Source organism: Bdellovibrio reynosensis, from assembly GCF_022814725.1.
GTDB classification, from domain to species: domain Bacteria; phylum Bdellovibrionota; class Bdellovibrionia; order Bdellovibrionales; family Bdellovibrionaceae; genus Bdellovibrio; species Bdellovibrio reynosensis.
This window is the reverse complement of record NZ_CP093442.1, coordinates 1,883,287-1,898,709: the sequence shown is the minus strand read 5'-3', so window position 1 is coordinate 1,898,709 and position 15,423 is coordinate 1,883,287. Positions and strand designations below refer to the sequence as shown.

The 15,423-nt window shown below is 43.5% G+C and carries 12 protein-coding genes; 4 read left to right on the top strand and 8 right to left on the bottom strand.

Translation table 11 applies throughout. The features are described from left to right. Window positions 1-6 precede the first annotated feature (6 nt). The 6 genes from gcvP to MNR06_RS08805 all read right to left on the bottom strand — a co-directional run bounded on the left by gcvP (window position 7) and on the right by MNR06_RS08805 (window position 7,929). On the bottom strand, window positions 7-2,880 hold the full coding sequence (gene gcvP / locus MNR06_RS08830; protein WP_243535083.1) for an aminomethyl-transferring glycine dehydrogenase: 2,874 nt from the start codon (window positions 2,878-2,880) through the stop codon (window positions 7-9). Window positions 2,881-3,016: 136 nt separating this feature from the next. Further along, window positions 3,017-3,736: a hypothetical protein gene (locus MNR06_RS08825; protein ID WP_243535080.1), complete on the bottom strand. Its 720-nt coding sequence runs from the start codon at window positions 3,734-3,736 to the stop codon at window positions 3,017-3,019. 414 nt (window positions 3,737-4,150) lie between these two features. Beyond that, window positions 4,151-4,639 carry an actin-binding protein gene (locus MNR06_RS08820; protein ID WP_243535077.1) on the bottom strand — a complete coding sequence of 163 codons (489 nt, stop codon included), beginning with the start codon at window positions 4,637-4,639 and terminating at the stop codon, window positions 4,151-4,153. A gap of 195 nt (window positions 4,640-4,834) precedes the next feature. Further along, window positions 4,835-5,155 (bottom strand): DUF4286 family protein, encoded by a 321-nt coding sequence (locus tag MNR06_RS08815; RefSeq protein WP_243535074.1) that lies wholly within the window; start codon window positions 5,153-5,155, stop codon window positions 4,835-4,837. A 10-nt stretch (window positions 5,156-5,165) separates the two neighbouring features. Next, window positions 5,166-6,503, bottom strand: coding sequence for a TldD/PmbA family protein (locus MNR06_RS08810; protein WP_243535071.1), 1,338 nt, complete (start codon window positions 6,501-6,503; stop codon window positions 5,166-5,168). Between the two features lies 1 nt (window position 6,504). Continuing rightward, window positions 6,505-7,929, bottom strand: a complete 1,425-nt coding sequence (locus MNR06_RS08805) for a TldD/PmbA family protein (protein WP_243535068.1) — start codon at window positions 7,927-7,929, stop codon at window positions 6,505-6,507. 171 nt (window positions 7,930-8,100) lie between these two features. Between MNR06_RS08805 and MNR06_RS08800 the strand changes: the two genes are divergently transcribed. From MNR06_RS08800 to MNR06_RS08785, 4 genes are all read left to right on the top strand, one after another. After that, on the top strand, window positions 8,101-8,337 hold the full coding sequence (locus tag MNR06_RS08800; protein WP_243535066.1) for a hypothetical protein: 237 nt from the start codon (window positions 8,101-8,103) through the stop codon (window positions 8,335-8,337). A 12-nt stretch (window positions 8,338-8,349) separates the two neighbouring features. Next, entirely contained in the window at window positions 8,350-9,564 is a 1,215-nt protein-coding gene (gene epmA / locus MNR06_RS08795; RefSeq protein ID WP_243535064.1) for an EF-P lysine aminoacylase EpmA, read from the top strand. Window positions 9,565-9,684: 120 nt separating this feature from the next. Further along, window positions 9,685-13,320, top strand: coding sequence for a tail fiber domain-containing protein (locus MNR06_RS08790; protein ID WP_243535061.1), 3,636 nt, complete (start codon window positions 9,685-9,687; stop codon window positions 13,318-13,320). A 120-nt stretch (window positions 13,321-13,440) separates the two neighbouring features. Further along, on the top strand, window positions 13,441-13,725 hold the full coding sequence (locus MNR06_RS08785) for a hypothetical protein (protein ID WP_243535059.1): 285 nt from the start codon (window positions 13,441-13,443) through the stop codon (window positions 13,723-13,725). Between the two features lie 57 nt (window positions 13,726-13,782). On the opposite strand, the gene MNR06_RS08780 is transcribed toward MNR06_RS08785, so the two are convergent. Together MNR06_RS08780 and MNR06_RS08775 are read right to left on the bottom strand one after the other, a co-directional pair. Beyond that, window positions 13,783-14,073: an HU family DNA-binding protein gene (locus MNR06_RS08780; RefSeq protein WP_243535056.1), complete on the bottom strand. Its 291-nt coding sequence runs from the start codon at window positions 14,071-14,073 to the stop codon at window positions 13,783-13,785. 87 nt (window positions 14,074-14,160) lie between these two features. Continuing rightward, window positions 14,161-15,420: a glycosyltransferase family 4 protein gene (locus MNR06_RS08775; RefSeq protein WP_243535053.1), complete on the bottom strand. Its 1,260-nt coding sequence runs from the start codon at window positions 15,418-15,420 to the stop codon at window positions 14,161-14,163. Between the last annotated feature and the right edge of the window lie 3 nt (window positions 15,421-15,423).

Below are 15,423 nucleotides of genomic sequence, written 5' to 3'. Positions count from 1 at the left end.
TAAAAATTATTTGTATTCATCCAATGAAGGGCAAGAACAAATTAGGTTACGGTCCCCGTAAGCGTTATCCACGCGGGCAACCGAAGGCCAGAACTTGTTTAGACGCAACCACTCTAGAGGATAAACGGCTTCTTCACGGCTGTACGGATGATTCCATTCAGGTTTCATCAACATTTGAGCTGTGTGAGGCGCGTTCTTAAGCGCATTGTTTTCTTTATCGATTTTTCCACTTTCAACTGTCGCGATTTCTTGGCGGATAGCGATCATAGAGTCGATGAAACGATCCAATTCTTTTTTAGATTCAGATTCAGTGGGCTCAATCATCAAAGTTCCCGCAACTGGGAAGCTCATAGTTGGCGCGTGGAAGCCAAAGTCCATCAAACGTTTTGCTACGTCAGTAACATCCACGCCTGAAGTTTTTTTGATTTCACGAACGTCAACGATACATTCATGGGCCACAAGACCGTTTTTACCTTTGTAAAGAACTGGGAAATGGCTTTCTAGTTTTTTAGCAATGTAGTTCGCATTTAAGATACTTACTAGCGTCGCTTTTCTTAAACCTTCTGCACCCATCATCGTAATGTAAGCCCAAGAGATCGGAAGGATACTAGCGCTTCCCCATGGAGCAGACGTCGTCGCAGAAATGCCGTCTTTAGGTCCACACTCTGGCACCAAAGAATGTTTTGGCAAGAATGGGGCTAAGTGAGCGCCCACGCCGATAGGACCAACACCCGGTCCGCCACCACCGTGAGGGATCGAGAATGTTTTATGTAAGTTCAAGTGAGATACGTCAGGACCGAAAGTTCCAGGACGGCACATACCAACAAGGGCATTCATGTTGGCGCCGTCCATGTAAACTTGACCGCCGTTATCGTGGATGATTTTGCAAATCTCAACGATACCTTCTTCAAACACACCGTGAGTTGAAGGGTAAGTGATCATCAAAGCAGCAAGATTGTTTTTATGTTGTTCAGCCTTCGCTTTAAGATCAGCAATATCGACGTTACCTTGATCGTCACACGCGACTACTACAACTTCCATGTTCACAAGCGCTGCAGACGCAGGATTTGTTCCATGGGCAGAAGATGGGATCAAGCAGATGTTACGATGACCTTGGTTGCGAGATTGGTGATACTTACGAATCACCAATAGACCCGCGTATTCACCTTGGGAACCCGCATTTGGTTGCAAACTCACAGCCGCAAAACCAGTGATGTCAGCAAGTTTCTTTTCTAGGTCATGAATCATTTCAATCAAACCAGCCGCTTGAATAGTCGGTGCAAATGGATGAAGTTTGCTTATCTCTGGCCATGACACTGGAACAAGTTCTGTCGTTGCATTTAACTTCATCGTGCATGATCCAAGTGGAATCATGGAATGAGTCAAAGTGATGTCTTTGTTTTGCAACTGATGGATGTAGCGCAAAATTTCAGTTTCGCTGTGGTGAGAGTTAAACACCACGTGAGTCATGTAAGCTGAGTTACGGGTCAGGTTCGCAGGGATTTCGATATCTTTAAGCGCTTCATCCACTGATAACGCCGTGAATGTCGGCATGTTGCCAAGATTGAAAGCAGCCCAGATCATTTCAACATCTTCCAAAGAAGTTGTTTCATTTAACGAAACACCCAATTTGTTGTTGCCGAAATTGCGGAAGTTCATTTGCATTTTTTCAGCACTTGCAATGATCGCGGCCGCTTTATCTGTCGTCACAGTCACAGTGTCAAAGAAAGCGCCCGGCGCTACTTTGAAACCAAGCTTGTTTAAACCTTCAGCTAAAATACCAGTCAGACGCTGAACACGAAGAGCGATTTTCTTAAGACCTTGAGGTCCGTGGTAAACCGCATACATCGAAGCCATATTTGCTAATAACACTTGGGCTGTACAAATATTTGAAGTCGCCTTTTCACGACGGATGTGTTGTTCACGAGTTTGCAAAGCCAAACGCAAAGCAGGCTTCCCTTGTGAATCCACGCTAACGCCCACAAGACGACCTGGCATCAAACGCTTGTAAGCATCTTTAGTTGCCAAGAAAGCCGCGTGAGGACCACCATAACCCAATGGTACACCGAAACGTTGGGTGTTACCCACAACCATGTCAGCGCCCCATTCACCCGGAGGAGTTAGAAGAGTCATCGCCAAGATATCAACAGAAGCAGTAACTAATGCGCCTTGGTCTTTATATTTTTTTGCAAGGGCCGAGTAATCTTCAACCACACCAGAAGTATTTGGGTATTGGAAGAAAACACCGAACACAGGTTTTGCAAAATCATATTTCGCTGGATCCATAACAATCATTTCAAAGCCCAACGGCTCTGCGCGCGTTCCAATAACTTCGATGACGTGTGGATGCATTTCTGGCGAAACAACAAAAGCGTTTGCTTTAGTTTTGCAAAGTGAGTGCGCCATGAACATCGCCTCAGCTGCCGCCGTTCCTTCATCAAGAAGAGAAGCATTTGAGATTTCCATTCCAGTTAAATCAGCCACCATTGTTTGGAAGTTCAATAAAGCTTCCAAGCGGCCTTGAGAAATTTCTGGCTGATAAGGAGTGTAAGCCGTGTACCACACTGGATTTTCAAAGATGTTTCTTTGAATCACAGTTGGAGTGATCGTATCGTGGTAACCCATACCGATATAATTTTTAAAAACTTTGTTTTTAGAAACCATCTGCTTCAGGTGATTTAAAAGATCGTATTCAGAAATGCCGGGTCCAACATCTTCGTACTTATGTTGATTTCTGATTTGCGCAGGGATGACCTTGTCAGCCATTTGCTCAAGAGAGTTAAAGCCCAAAGTTTTCAACATCGCGTGGATGTCTGAATCAGAGGGACCAATGTGACGTGGGATAAATTCATTGCGTGGGGAAAGATCGGCAATTTTCATGAAACACCTCGAGGTTTTTTACGCGCTCGAGAGTAGCATAGCCCTCTAAGGTATGAAAGATTTGTAAGGCACGGACCTGCCCTAATGCGAGGCGAAATGTTAAAAAACCGAACCCTGACTTGAATTAGAGGCCGCGTCAGTTTGGAATCAGAGATTCACACTCTGCAAAAACCTGTTTTTTCGGTTTTAAACCCATCTGGCAGGACCTAAATAGTTCCCGTAACGGCTTACGGTTTTGAATCTGGTTTTGGATTTCATCCCAGGCCATAGCTATTTGAGTTGCTTCAATCAAAACCGCCGCTTCAGCTTGCATTGCTAACATCAGCTTATCGGTTGCACTGAGGACAGGACGATTTAGGTTCAAAACCACTTCACGTAATCTTGGTGCATAAACCTGCGCTAGCAATTCCGTTTCTTTGGTCACAATTCTAAAAAGTGGATCTTGGAATGCGCGCGTGCCTTGTTCTTTATAGTAAGCAGCTAAATAATTAGCGCCTTCCAGTTGTAATCGCTCTTTGCTTAGTGCGACTGGATTGCAAAGTACTGAGCATAGCTCTGGCTTTGGTTTAAATTTCGTAGCGTCAGTCAATTGATCGAAAAGATTAAATTCCGAAGCATAATTTTTCGCCAACCGAGTAAGCTCACGCAGATTTGGATTTACTTCGTTTTTGTCTGTAGGCAATTCGGGAACAGAAGGAAGTAACGAGGCTTTAGCTGTACTTAAGGGCAGCTCGGGTTTGGAAATAGAGGCTTTATGAACTTGATCAACACCATAATAGCTTACTGCTAGTAAACCGATGAAAGTGGCTGCGACAGCACCAAAAACGAAAAAGCCAGTATATTTAAAAAGAGACAAAAGAATTCGGATCATTGGCTTTAACTAGCGAAGGTTTGCCTGTGGGGCAAGCGAAACTCTATATCCGTGCAGCGAATTCCAAATAGATATATTTCTGTTTTGAAGAATGAAATTTCTGATTTCTGGGATTTATCGAGGTTAAAACAATTATAACAGCATTTCAGCTTGGAACGGGGACTGCAAAAAGCGATTTACTTATAGGAGAAATGCCATGAGCTTCATCAAAAAAGGAAATCAAAACTTTATCAACAGCTTCAAAACTAAGGATGGGTCCCTGAGTCTTTTCCAAGTATTTATTTTCGCTTTGAATTTGCTCTTGGTTTTTTATGCAATCGGCAGCTTGATGAAACAATGATTCTAAAAAAAAAGGAAGGCGATGCCTTCCTTTTTCAATTCAAAACTAACGAACTAAGTTTAAGCTTTTTTCTTAGTTGTTTTTTTCGTCTGCTTTTTACCAGCTGCTTTTTTTGTAGTCGCTTTCTTAGCGGCTTTAGCTTTTGGCGCTGCAGTTTTTTTCGCAGTCGTTTTTTTAGAAGAAGCTTTTTTAGTCGTTGTTTTGTGGAAAACAGCTTTTTCTAAAATAGTTTTTTGCGCGATCGCCTTTTTCTTATAAGTCTGGATGTTTTTTTCCAAATCATCCGCAGACTTTTTGATCTTTTTGATGGCCGTGTTCACTTCTTTTTCTAGCTTTTCTTCAGAAGTGCTTAGAACTTTGATGATTTCTTGGTACTTCTTCCAAGCCAATTCAATTTTTTCTTCTTTTTGTTGGTCAAACTTATCTTTAAGCTCAACTTCTTTTTTCTTAATTTCGTCGTTCAACTTTTGGAAGTTTTCAAGAAGGTTTTGCACACCTTTGTTTCCAGATAAGTTTTCTAGAATTTTTTGAAATGCTGCTGTAGCCACAAAGAGCCTCCTATAAAGGTTTTATCTTTTTCAACATACACCGCACTAGGCGGAAAGGATAGAGGCAGGCCTGTTTTTTGACGTAAAATTAATATATCGGGAATCTTCTACTTGGTCGGGAGCTGCTCGCGGTGAACGAAAAAACTAGAGTACGCATTCAAAAAAAACGCCGATTTCACTCGGCGTTTTTGCTCTTTAGGCGTTGAACCCTTCAGTCTCTAACCACACTTCGCGGCTGGCAGAGAATTGTCCTGGGAACTTTTCAAGACCCTTTTCACGCAGTTTCATCGCGTATTCGGTCATATAAAGCTTCATGTGCTCTTCGTCTTTGATTCGGTAAACGACTTTCACTTCTTTGCTAGAAGCTTCAAGATTACCACCTTTTCTTAGGCATAAATCGGCCCCTAAGAATCCAGGGCACGCTAGGACTTCTTTGATGTGTTCTTTTTTAAGCCATTCGACGTACTCAGGGTAAACCTCGTGGCGAACGGTTAGGTGAACGATGTATGTAACCATGAAAGAACTCCTATAACGTAAATTTGAAGTCCCTGATTAGCATACCCGGGATTTTTTTGCCACCGAAAGAGCGGCTTTCATAAGTGGAAACCATCGGGTCGACCTCTTGGAAATCCGTGATGGCCTCTAAATTCGCGCCTAAGCAGTCATAAAGGCTTTCATCAAAACGCAAATCCGCGATCGGCGCGATGATTTCACCATTTTCTACCCAGAAGCACGCATAGCGAGTCATGCCGGTGATGCGAGCATTCAAACGATCCGACCAGTTGATATAGTGAAGATTTGAAAGGTAAAGACCTGTTCCCAGTTCTTTTAAGATGTCTTCTTTTTTCAAAGTGCCTGGCAGAATTTCTAAAGCTCTTGGAGCTTCATAGTTATCAGCGGCATTTCCTTCTAAACCGTACTCTTTTGCTGAACGGGTGCTAGTTAAAAGATTTTTTAGCTCGCCCCCAGTAACAAGTTCCATTTTTTCCGGCGCTAATTCACCCAATGAATTAAAACGGTGAGTTAATCCCATCGAGTAGTTTTCAATAAGGTTTAATTTCGGTGATAAAGACTTTTCTTTATTCACTAATTTTTGGAAGGCGCTGGCCCCTGTTTTATAAGAGTTGCAGCCCAAAGCACCCCAAGAAAACATCGAGCTAATTTCAGCAACGGCTCCTGGAGCTAGGTAAGCGCGATAGGCACCCGGCTTCAACGTGATCTTAGGACGATCCATCAGGCGAAGCTGGTTTTTACTTTGTGCAAGATTTGCTTCAAAATCAGTTTGATTCCAAGTGGTGCCTGCGTAAATCGACTTTACAGCTTTTTCGCCAAGATAAAGCGAATAATCCATAAAGAAGTTTTCCGTCGCGAACCAGTGGCTTTGGCCAGAAGAGTTTTTATTAGCACTGATCAAGGGACCGGCACAGTAAAGACCAGCGAGGTCTGTTCCCACCGCCGGTTTTGTGATGGCAGCGATCACTTCTTCATCATTAAGAAGTTTGCCTTTGAAGGTGCTATCACTAACGCCATTATTTTTTAATGGCACTTGAAATGGATCTTCAGGCAGAAGGTCACACTCTTTACGAGCTTGGGCCAGCCAGTGATCCGCACGTTTGATATCTTCTGTTACGTCACCGGTGATAGAAAAAGTAATGTTCGCTGTCTTTCCCTCGTGTTGTAGCAACAGACTTAAATGGCGTTGTTCAACATGGGTGTTCTGACGAACCTTGTTGCCGTTAAAACGAACGAACAAAGATTCTTCCGCATGTAAGTTTACGTTTGCAGCTTCGCCGGACTTTAAGCTTCCCAGAATATGGTCAGCGACTTTGTTGAAGGTTACCTTCATGTTTTCAGTGAAATTCATTTTATGCTCCAAACACTTCAACGTCTTTAAATAAGCAATACGGAGTTGTGTGACCTACGCGAATAACTTGATTCGGTTCACCTTTTCCGCAGAAAGGGGAGCCATAGGTTTCACGCACGTTGCTGACCGCTTTTAAGTTATTCCAGAACTGCACCGTGGTGCCGCGATAGTTTGGATTCTTTAAAGTCTTAGTCAATTTCCCGTTTTCAATCAGTTTCGCGTATTCACAACCGAACTGAAATTTGTTGCGATAGTCATCGATGGACCAAGACTTATTCGCAAGCATGAAAACACCACGCTCTACAGAGGCGATCATGTCTTCTAATTTTGAATTTCCAGGCTCAAGATTAATATTAGCCATACGATCAATAGCAGCTCTGTTCCAAGATGAAGAACGCGAATTTGCAACACCAGGAAGACCCAAACGAGCTTGGGATTCTAAGCCGCCCAAGCCGCGAAGAAGGACTCCGTCTTTGATAAGGAATTCTTTGGTTGCTTTTAATCCTGTGTCATCAAAGGCATAAGAGGCCATGGCGTCGGTGATCGTCGGGTCAAAAGTAACGTTCATTAAGTTTGAACCGTATTTAAGATTGCCGAAGTCGTTTGGTTTTACAAAGCTCCAACCGGCATAGTTTCTTTCATCACCCAAGATACGGTCATATTCTAGCGGATGACCGATGGATTCATGCACCTGCAAAGTCATTTGATCAGGGGCTAATAACAAATCCATTTTTTCATCTGGACAGTTTTCAGCTGATAACAATTCAACCGCTTCGCTTGAGATCTTTTGGCAGCGCTCAAGGATGGTATTGCGATCAAAAATTTCTGCTCCTACTTGCAAACATCGAGCAAGGCCTCCGCTATCGGAACGCGTTTGGGTTTCACTTCCTTCTGCCGCAGTCGCCGAAAAATCGGTACTTACGATTGAGAAGCTTTGATCCACTTCGCTGCCAGAGGAGCTGATTGTGTAAAATTGAGTTTCTGTGATCATGGTCGTTGCAGAACGACTGACGATTTTGTCTGAAGTTTTCATCGCGCGAGTAGCTTCGATGAAAATGTCAGAGATTTCTTTGGCCGAAAAAGCGTCTAAAGGTTTTACCACTGGCGAGCGGTAAGTCCCTTGGGCCACCGGGCGGTGATCGGCTGAAAATTCATGAACCCTGAAGGCGGCAGCACTTTTTGCCATGGCCGTAGCCTTAGCAAAAGCTCTTTTGATTCCTGATTCAGTGAGGTCGCTAGTGCCTGCGAATCCAAAATGCCCCTGGACCAGGACTTCAACCATGACCCCTTGATCGAAAGTGATGTTGTTGCGATCCGGTTTTTCATCGCGAACGGAACGTAATGTGGTTTTTTCGGTCACGTATCTGAGGCTGACCCAATCAGCGTCGTTCCGCAGAGTTTTTAGCGTGCGTTGCAAGTCTAGCATAAAATGCCTCTTTCCTGAGTGTAATTCCACACTTGGAATAATGGATGATTAACTGCAGATCAATATGTTTTTGGGTGGTGTTGAACCGACTTGGCAAGGGCTTTGCTTTATATGGAATGCAGGAGGCAACTGGTGTCATTTAAGACCCAGTTTTTAAAGAAGGGGCAACATATGAGAGTTTTATTCGCTGTTTTAACTACCTGTTTAATCGCACTTTTATCTTCACTGCCAGCTCAAGCAACGCCAGTGGAAACCCCTTCTTGTGGCCTAACTAGCGAAGGAATCTATAACGGTCTTTGGGTTAAACACCGGATCTACGTCAACGAAGACGTGGTTTTCGGTGCTAACGATATGGATTCTATTCTATCCCAACTTGAAAACTTGCGTGGTCAGGGTCTTTGCCGCTAAAGTGGCAGGGCTTTGACCAGAACTGATTATTTAACCAACATTTGGAAACCTTACCCCGCGATGCCAGCGACTTTTTTAGTGGCTGGTCGAATCTATAAGCTTGAGCGTGAGGGCGAGCTATTAGAAGTAACCGTCGCTCGCGATAATCAAAATCATAAAATCAAATTCGAAAAAGCACCTTCACACAGCGAGTTTCTAAGTGAAGGTGATTTGATCGCCGTTGTTTCTAGCGATGAAATCGTGTTATTAGCGCCGCAGTTGGCGGCACTTCCCGTTAGAACTTTGGATTCTGATCTTTTAAAAAAATACGAAAATTATCTGAAGGTTCTGCGTCAGTTCTTTTATGAAAAAGACTTTCTAGAAGTGCAAACGCCAACACTTGTGCCCTGCCCAGGAACGGAACCCAGTCTAGATGTTTTTTCTAGTCAGCTAAAGGTGGGCTCGCGTCAGGAAAAACTTTTCTTACGCACTAGCCCTGAACTTCACTTGAAAAAGGCCTTAGCTTTAGGTGCGGATAAGATTTTTGAATTTGCACCTTGTTACCGTAATGGCGAGATCACGGAACGCCACCAGCCTGAATTTCTGATGCTTGAGTGGTATCGCGCTTTTGATAATTTAAAAACTATCAAAGAAGATGTGTTGAAGCTTGTTGGCTTCCTTGCAGAGGTTTTGCAAATCTCTGCGCCTAAAGAGGTAAAAAGCTATTCAGTAGCAGAGCTTTTTAAAATCCACTGTCATTTTGATTTTAAACCAGAGACTTCAATCCCAGAGCTCAAAGCACTTGCGCAAAAACTAAACGTCGACGTGCGGAGTGCAGAAAGCATCGATGATTATTTCTTTTTGATCTTTATGGAAAAAATCGAATCGCAATTGTGTAGCGATGATTTAGTTTTTGTTGAAAAGTATCCTCCCTACCAAGCGGCTTTGGCGCGAATGACAGAAGACGGGTGGGGAGATCGCTTTGAAGTTTATTGGAAGGGTTACGAACTAGCTAACGCCTTTAACGAACTGAACGATCCAAAAATTCAACGTCTTCGCGCTGAGGAAGATCTAATTAAAAAGAGCGAGATGAAAAAAGAAGAAATTCAACTGGATGAAGAGTTTTTTAAAGCTCTTGAAGCGGGAATGCCACCGTCAGGTGGAATTGCTCTTGGGGTTGATCGTTTGTTTATGTGCCTTTACGGCATCGATGAAATCTCAGACCTTCGTACGTTTGCGTATAAATAAAACGCCTGTAGTTTCCAGCTGATAGTTTTCCATTTCTCACTCTGAGACGGAAATGTGAAAACTCCGTTATTTCGGCATCTTTATTTTCAGGAAAACACCAATAATTCCGATAAGATTAATATGAAAACTCGAGCAATCGCACGTCAATTAATCTCGATGGTTGTTTCTTTAACTGCGTCTTTCGCTTTGGCGACACCTGCGTCGTTGATGTATCAAGGACGAATTTTAAAAACTGATGGAACTGCGCTGAATTCTGGAACGATCAGTTTTCTTTTTGAAGTAACGAATCCATCTGGGTCTTGCATCATTTATCGCGAACAAGTGAATGGTATTTCCATGAATAATTCCGGTGGTGTGTTTGACGTACCCATCGGTCTTGGTACCATCACTTATCCTGATATCGCGGCAAATCCGACGTTTAATGTTCTAAGCGCATTTGAAAACAGCACAAGTTTCGTCTGTGAAGGGAATACGCCGTACAACGCAGGTCAATCTGACGAAAGAAAGCTGCGCGTGCATTTTCACGATGGAACGGGATGGAAGCTAATTACTCCTGATAACGTGATTCGCACTGTACCTTATGCAGCCCATTCCGCTGTGGCGACAAAATCCAAGTCGGCAGAAACTTTAGATACTCATCCCATTGCAGACTTCGTTTTAAAAAATATGCTAACTACTTGCGTGAGTGGTCAGTACTTAACATACGACGGAACTACTTTTGCCTGTCAGAACGACGCTGGCGGTGCGGGGATGGTATCTGACGTCAACGTATCAGCTCCATTAACAAAAGGTGGAACTGCAAGTATTCCGGTGATCGGTGTTTCTGTAGGAACGACTGCGGGCACTGTGGCAGCAGGTAACGATGCAAGATTTACTGATGCACGTACTCCAACCGGTGCTGCCGGCGGTGACCTTGGCGGTACTTATCCAAATCCGTCTGTAACGAAACTTCAAGGTGTGGCCGTGGCATCGGGCGCGCCAACGAGTGGGCATTTTTTAAAATATAACGGCACTCAGTGGTTAAGTGCAGCCCTCGCGATTTCAGACGTTACAAACCTTTCTACAGCACTTGCAACTTACCAAACGACTGCTGCCTTTAATACTGCAGTAGGCAGTGCGAACTGTGCAGCTCACCAAACTCCTTACTGGAATTCGGTTTCGGGATCATTCCAATGTCAGGCAATCAATGTTTCTGTCGCGGGTGACGTAAGCGGCACTATTGGTGCTGTCAGTGTTGATAAAATCAAAGGTGTCACCGTTGATACAACAGGTTTAGTAACAGGTCAGGTTTTAAAATACGACGGTACGAAGTGGGCACCTGGTTCAGATACTTATTCTGGTACAGTTACAAGTATTGCAACTGGCACTGGCTTATCTGGTGGACCTATTACTGGAAGCGGAACAATTTCTTTAGCAAATACTTCGGTCACTGCCGGTTCTTATACCAGAGCTTCCATCACAGTGGATGCACAAGGTCGCTTAACTGCAGCAAGCAGTGGAGCCGCAATTAACTTAGCTTCAGATGTGACAGGAACTTTGCCGATTTCAAGCGGTGGTACGGGACAAACGACAGCCGTGGCTGCGTTTGATGGATTGTCTCCGTTAACAACAAAGGGCGACATCGTTGTTAACGACGGCACCAATGATATTCGTTTGGCGGTTGGTACGAATGGACAAGTGTTATCAGCGAACTCTGCTCAAGCATCTGGGCTGCAATGGGTAACGCCAACTAATGGAACTGTTACAAGTGTAACCGGTACAGCTCCTATCGTTGTAGCTACTGGTACAACAACACCAGCTATTTCAATTAACGATGCGACAACTTCAACTAAAGGTGCTGTACAAGTAGGTGCGGGTATCGCAGTCAGTTCTGGAACGATCACTGCTGATCCTGCAAACTTTCCTTCGGCAGTTCCGGTTTCTAAAGGTGGAACAGGTGTCACTTCGATCACTGCAAACAGACTTATTGCATCGAATGGCACGGGTAACGGCCTAGTGCCATTTACATGTGCTGTGGGTGAGTTAGTGACTTTCAATGCATCGGGTGTAATGGGTTGTACTACTTATTCATCATCTGGAATCTTTGCTAATGGAGGAAACTCATTTGCAGCGATTGCAACTTTAGGAACGAATGATAACTATGCTTTAAATTTGGAAACAAACGGCGCAACAAGAATGACTCTGGCAGCTGGCGGAAATGTCGGCATAAATGTGACAAATCCCACTGCAAATTTCCATGTGTATCGCGATGCTGTTGCTGCTCAGCCGGTAGCAATTTTCAGAGACGCTACGTCTGCCAACAGTTATAGTGATGTGGTTGTTCAGGCGTATAAACCCGGTGTTATTTTCAATGATCAAAGCACAACAGCAACGGATTTCCGTCTGGGTGTTGAATTAAATAAACTAATATTTTCTGCTGATACGGATGATGACGAAGTCAAAGAAGCAGACTCTCATTTCGATGACACTCAGATTATGACTTTGTTGGGTACAGGGCTTGTCGGAATCGGGACGACCAGTCCATCAGCGAAACTGCATGTTACGGGATCTGGCGACGGGGACGTGACGAGTTATCTTATGAACACCGATGATACCGGTACACTATCACGCGCACTATTTCAGGTGGGTACTTCTAATACGGGTGCACGCTATGGATATATCTCGCATCAAGGTGCGGGCTTCTCTGCGACGGGGCCGCAAAAACCACGAACGACAGTGGTTGCTGGTGTTGATACTGGAGGACTTAATTTATACTCGAACAATCAAGTTGGCTTCTGGATCGGTAACACTGAAATCGGGAAAGTAGACTCAACTGGTTTAATTGTGAATAACGATTTTGACTTAGGGGCCGTGAACCCAGTGTCGACGGGAACTATGCCCGGCTATGGCAACAAAATCTCTTTCCAAGGTGGGCCTTCGCCTGCAACTCAAGACAGTACTGTGACGGATCCACTTTGGATGGGGCGTTATAATTTAGCAGCTGACTCTGCAGAACTTCGCGTAAATATCAGTGACAATGCCCAAGCTGCAGATGCTTTTGCAGTCGGATGGAGTACGGCCGCAGGTGCATGGACTCAAATTTTCAGAGCTCAATCAGATGGAAAAGTGGGGGTGGGAATTACCCCTGCTTATAAGTTTCAAGTTGGCGGTGAAATGGCAGTCCAAAATGGTTACGGCGATCTTCTTTATTTCGGAGGCGATGCGGGCGGCAGCGACATCGAAATCGGTACGACTCAAGGGACGCGTAACTTGCTAGTTTTTTATAATCGCAATTTAGGTACTTTTATGGACCTTACTGCTCGCAACATCACCTATACGGGCTCTTTAACTCCGTCTGATCGCAGATTAAAAAGCGACATTAAAACTATCGATAACTCGTTAGATAGAATTCTGCGTGTCGAAGGTGTAACTTATAAATACAAAGACGAACTGAAGTACACAAGCGGTGTGCAGTACGGTGTGATCGCCCAGCAAGTTGAAAAAGTATTTCCGGACCTAGTAAATACAGATGATAAGGGCATAAAAAAAGTAAACTACATGGGCTTCATTTCACCAGTTATCGAAGCGGTGAAACAGTTCTATACATTGTGGTTCAACGACAGCCAAAAAATCCATAAAGAATTGGCTCAGCACAAACGTCAAATCGCCTCTTTGGAAGAAGAAAACAAGGCTTTGAAAACTAAGGTTCAAGAAGTAGATCTTATGAAAAAAGCACTTTGCGAAAAAGATGCTTCATTAGAGTTCTGTAAAAAATAATTAAGCGCGGTTAGATCCTTCTAACCGCGTAAAAATCACATGAAATTCTTTCTTTGTTTTGCATTTAAGGGCAGATCCCTTAAAACCTCGTTTATCAACTTCACCTAACGAGGAATTTCTATGAAAAAACTAATTCTTGCTGCTGTTCTTTTTGCTTCTCCAGCGTTTGCCGGAAAAATGAAAGAAATCTGGTTCATGACTAACGAAAGCGTTCTTGAAACTCTTGGTTTTGATGAAGAGACAGTGAATGTTCAAGGTCATAAATTCGTGACTGTAGAAGGCGCTGATCTTGCGATTACTACTGAAGTTCGTGGCTATTACGCTCGTGTGACTTTTAAATGTTTAACGACTTTCAAAGCAGCCAACGGTTTCTATGAAGTTATTAAAACTGAGTGTGTAAAATAAGCTGTTCTGACAGTAAAATTTAGGAATAAAAAAAGGGGCTTTTTAGCCCCTTTTTCTTTAGCCCTCTTTAGAGCCGTTGTTGATATCTTCTTTAAGTTCTTTTCCAACTTTGAAGAATGGAAGTTTCTTTTCCTCTACGTTGATGATTTCACCTGTACGAGGATTGCGGCCTTTATAAGCACCATATTGGCGATTCACAAAGGAACCAAAACCACGGATCTCAATACGATCATCACGCATAAGTGCTTCAACCATAGAATCAAAAATAGTGTTTACTACAGTCTCTGCTTTCACACGGGTGATGCCCGCTTTTTCAGAAATTAAATTAATCAAATCCGCTTTAGTCATCTCTGGTTCCTAATACTTAAAGTATTGATAACACTCTCGATTATACAGATCAGAAAGGCTGTGACTACCACTTTTAAAAGTTTTAACTCATTGCTTCTTATAGGCGCCGCTATTTATAAGGATTTTGCGGTAGGCATCTAACGTAGCCTGGACCATCTTGCTTGTATCGAACAAATCGACCACTTTTTGGCGGGCTCGATCGCCGATCTCATCAGCAGGCAGGGTTCCAGAGAAAATTTCCACCAAAAGATTACTCATAGAGTCCACATCGGCCGGTCTTAACAAGAATCCATCGCGACCATCTTCAATAATATTAGCGATCGGGGACACTTCGGAACCTAAAACGACCTTTTTTTGAGCCATAGCTTCCAAAGTAGATGGTTCAAAACCAGTTGTTCTAGAACTCATGTTTACAAAGACATCGCCTAACAAAATATAGTCTTCAAGTTCATTGGCGGGGACAGCGCCAGGCATGATCACTCGATTGCCTAAAGCTAGGTTTAATACTTCATACTCAATCTTTTTAAACTTCGGACCATTACCCACTAAAAGCAGATAGCTATTTGGTTTTTTGATAGCGACTTTTTCAAAAGCTCTTAATAGAGGTAAAACCTCTTGAACCTCGGTCATGTCAGTGATCGTGGCTGCAATGTGGGCGTTTTCAGGAATGCCAAGTTTTTTACGCAGCTCTAAGGATTTTTCCTTCGGGGATAAGTCACCTAACTCAATTCCATAGGGCACTGTGTAGGTGTGAAAGTCGGGATAAAGATAATAACGCTCTAAAATAATTCGTTGTTCAGGGTTGGTAACGAAGATCCCGTCGGCGGTCGAAAGTAAACGTCGGTCTCCACCATAATAAGTCGTCAAAAACTTATAAGACACCGCTAAGGCTGTCGTTAACATGCTTCCTAAGGTGTCTTGTTTCATCGCGCGGATCGCAAAAAGTTGTGACATCTGAGTCGCCTCAACGTCATAGGCAACGGCCACTTTTAGATCTTCTTTGCGAGTGGCAATACGGAACGCTGATTTATCAATACTGTGCACGATGTGAAAGGGTTCTTCCTTATGCAGCTGACTGAAACGCTGACGAACCGCCATCTGAAAATTCATATGGCTTAGGTTTTTTTCGCCTTCATGAAGAAAGTAAGCGCGCACGCCGTCCCTAAAAACTTCAGGTTTTTTTAAGGGGGAAGAAGCAGCTAAAACTGTGACTTTATGACCTTCGCGAGCAAGGCCTCTGGCGATGGGCCATAAAAAACCTAAATCCGTTGCGCGACTTAAAATCGGAAAGCGATGGGAAGTCAGACAGATATTTAAGCTTTCAGGCAGACGTGGTTTTTTAGCCATGTC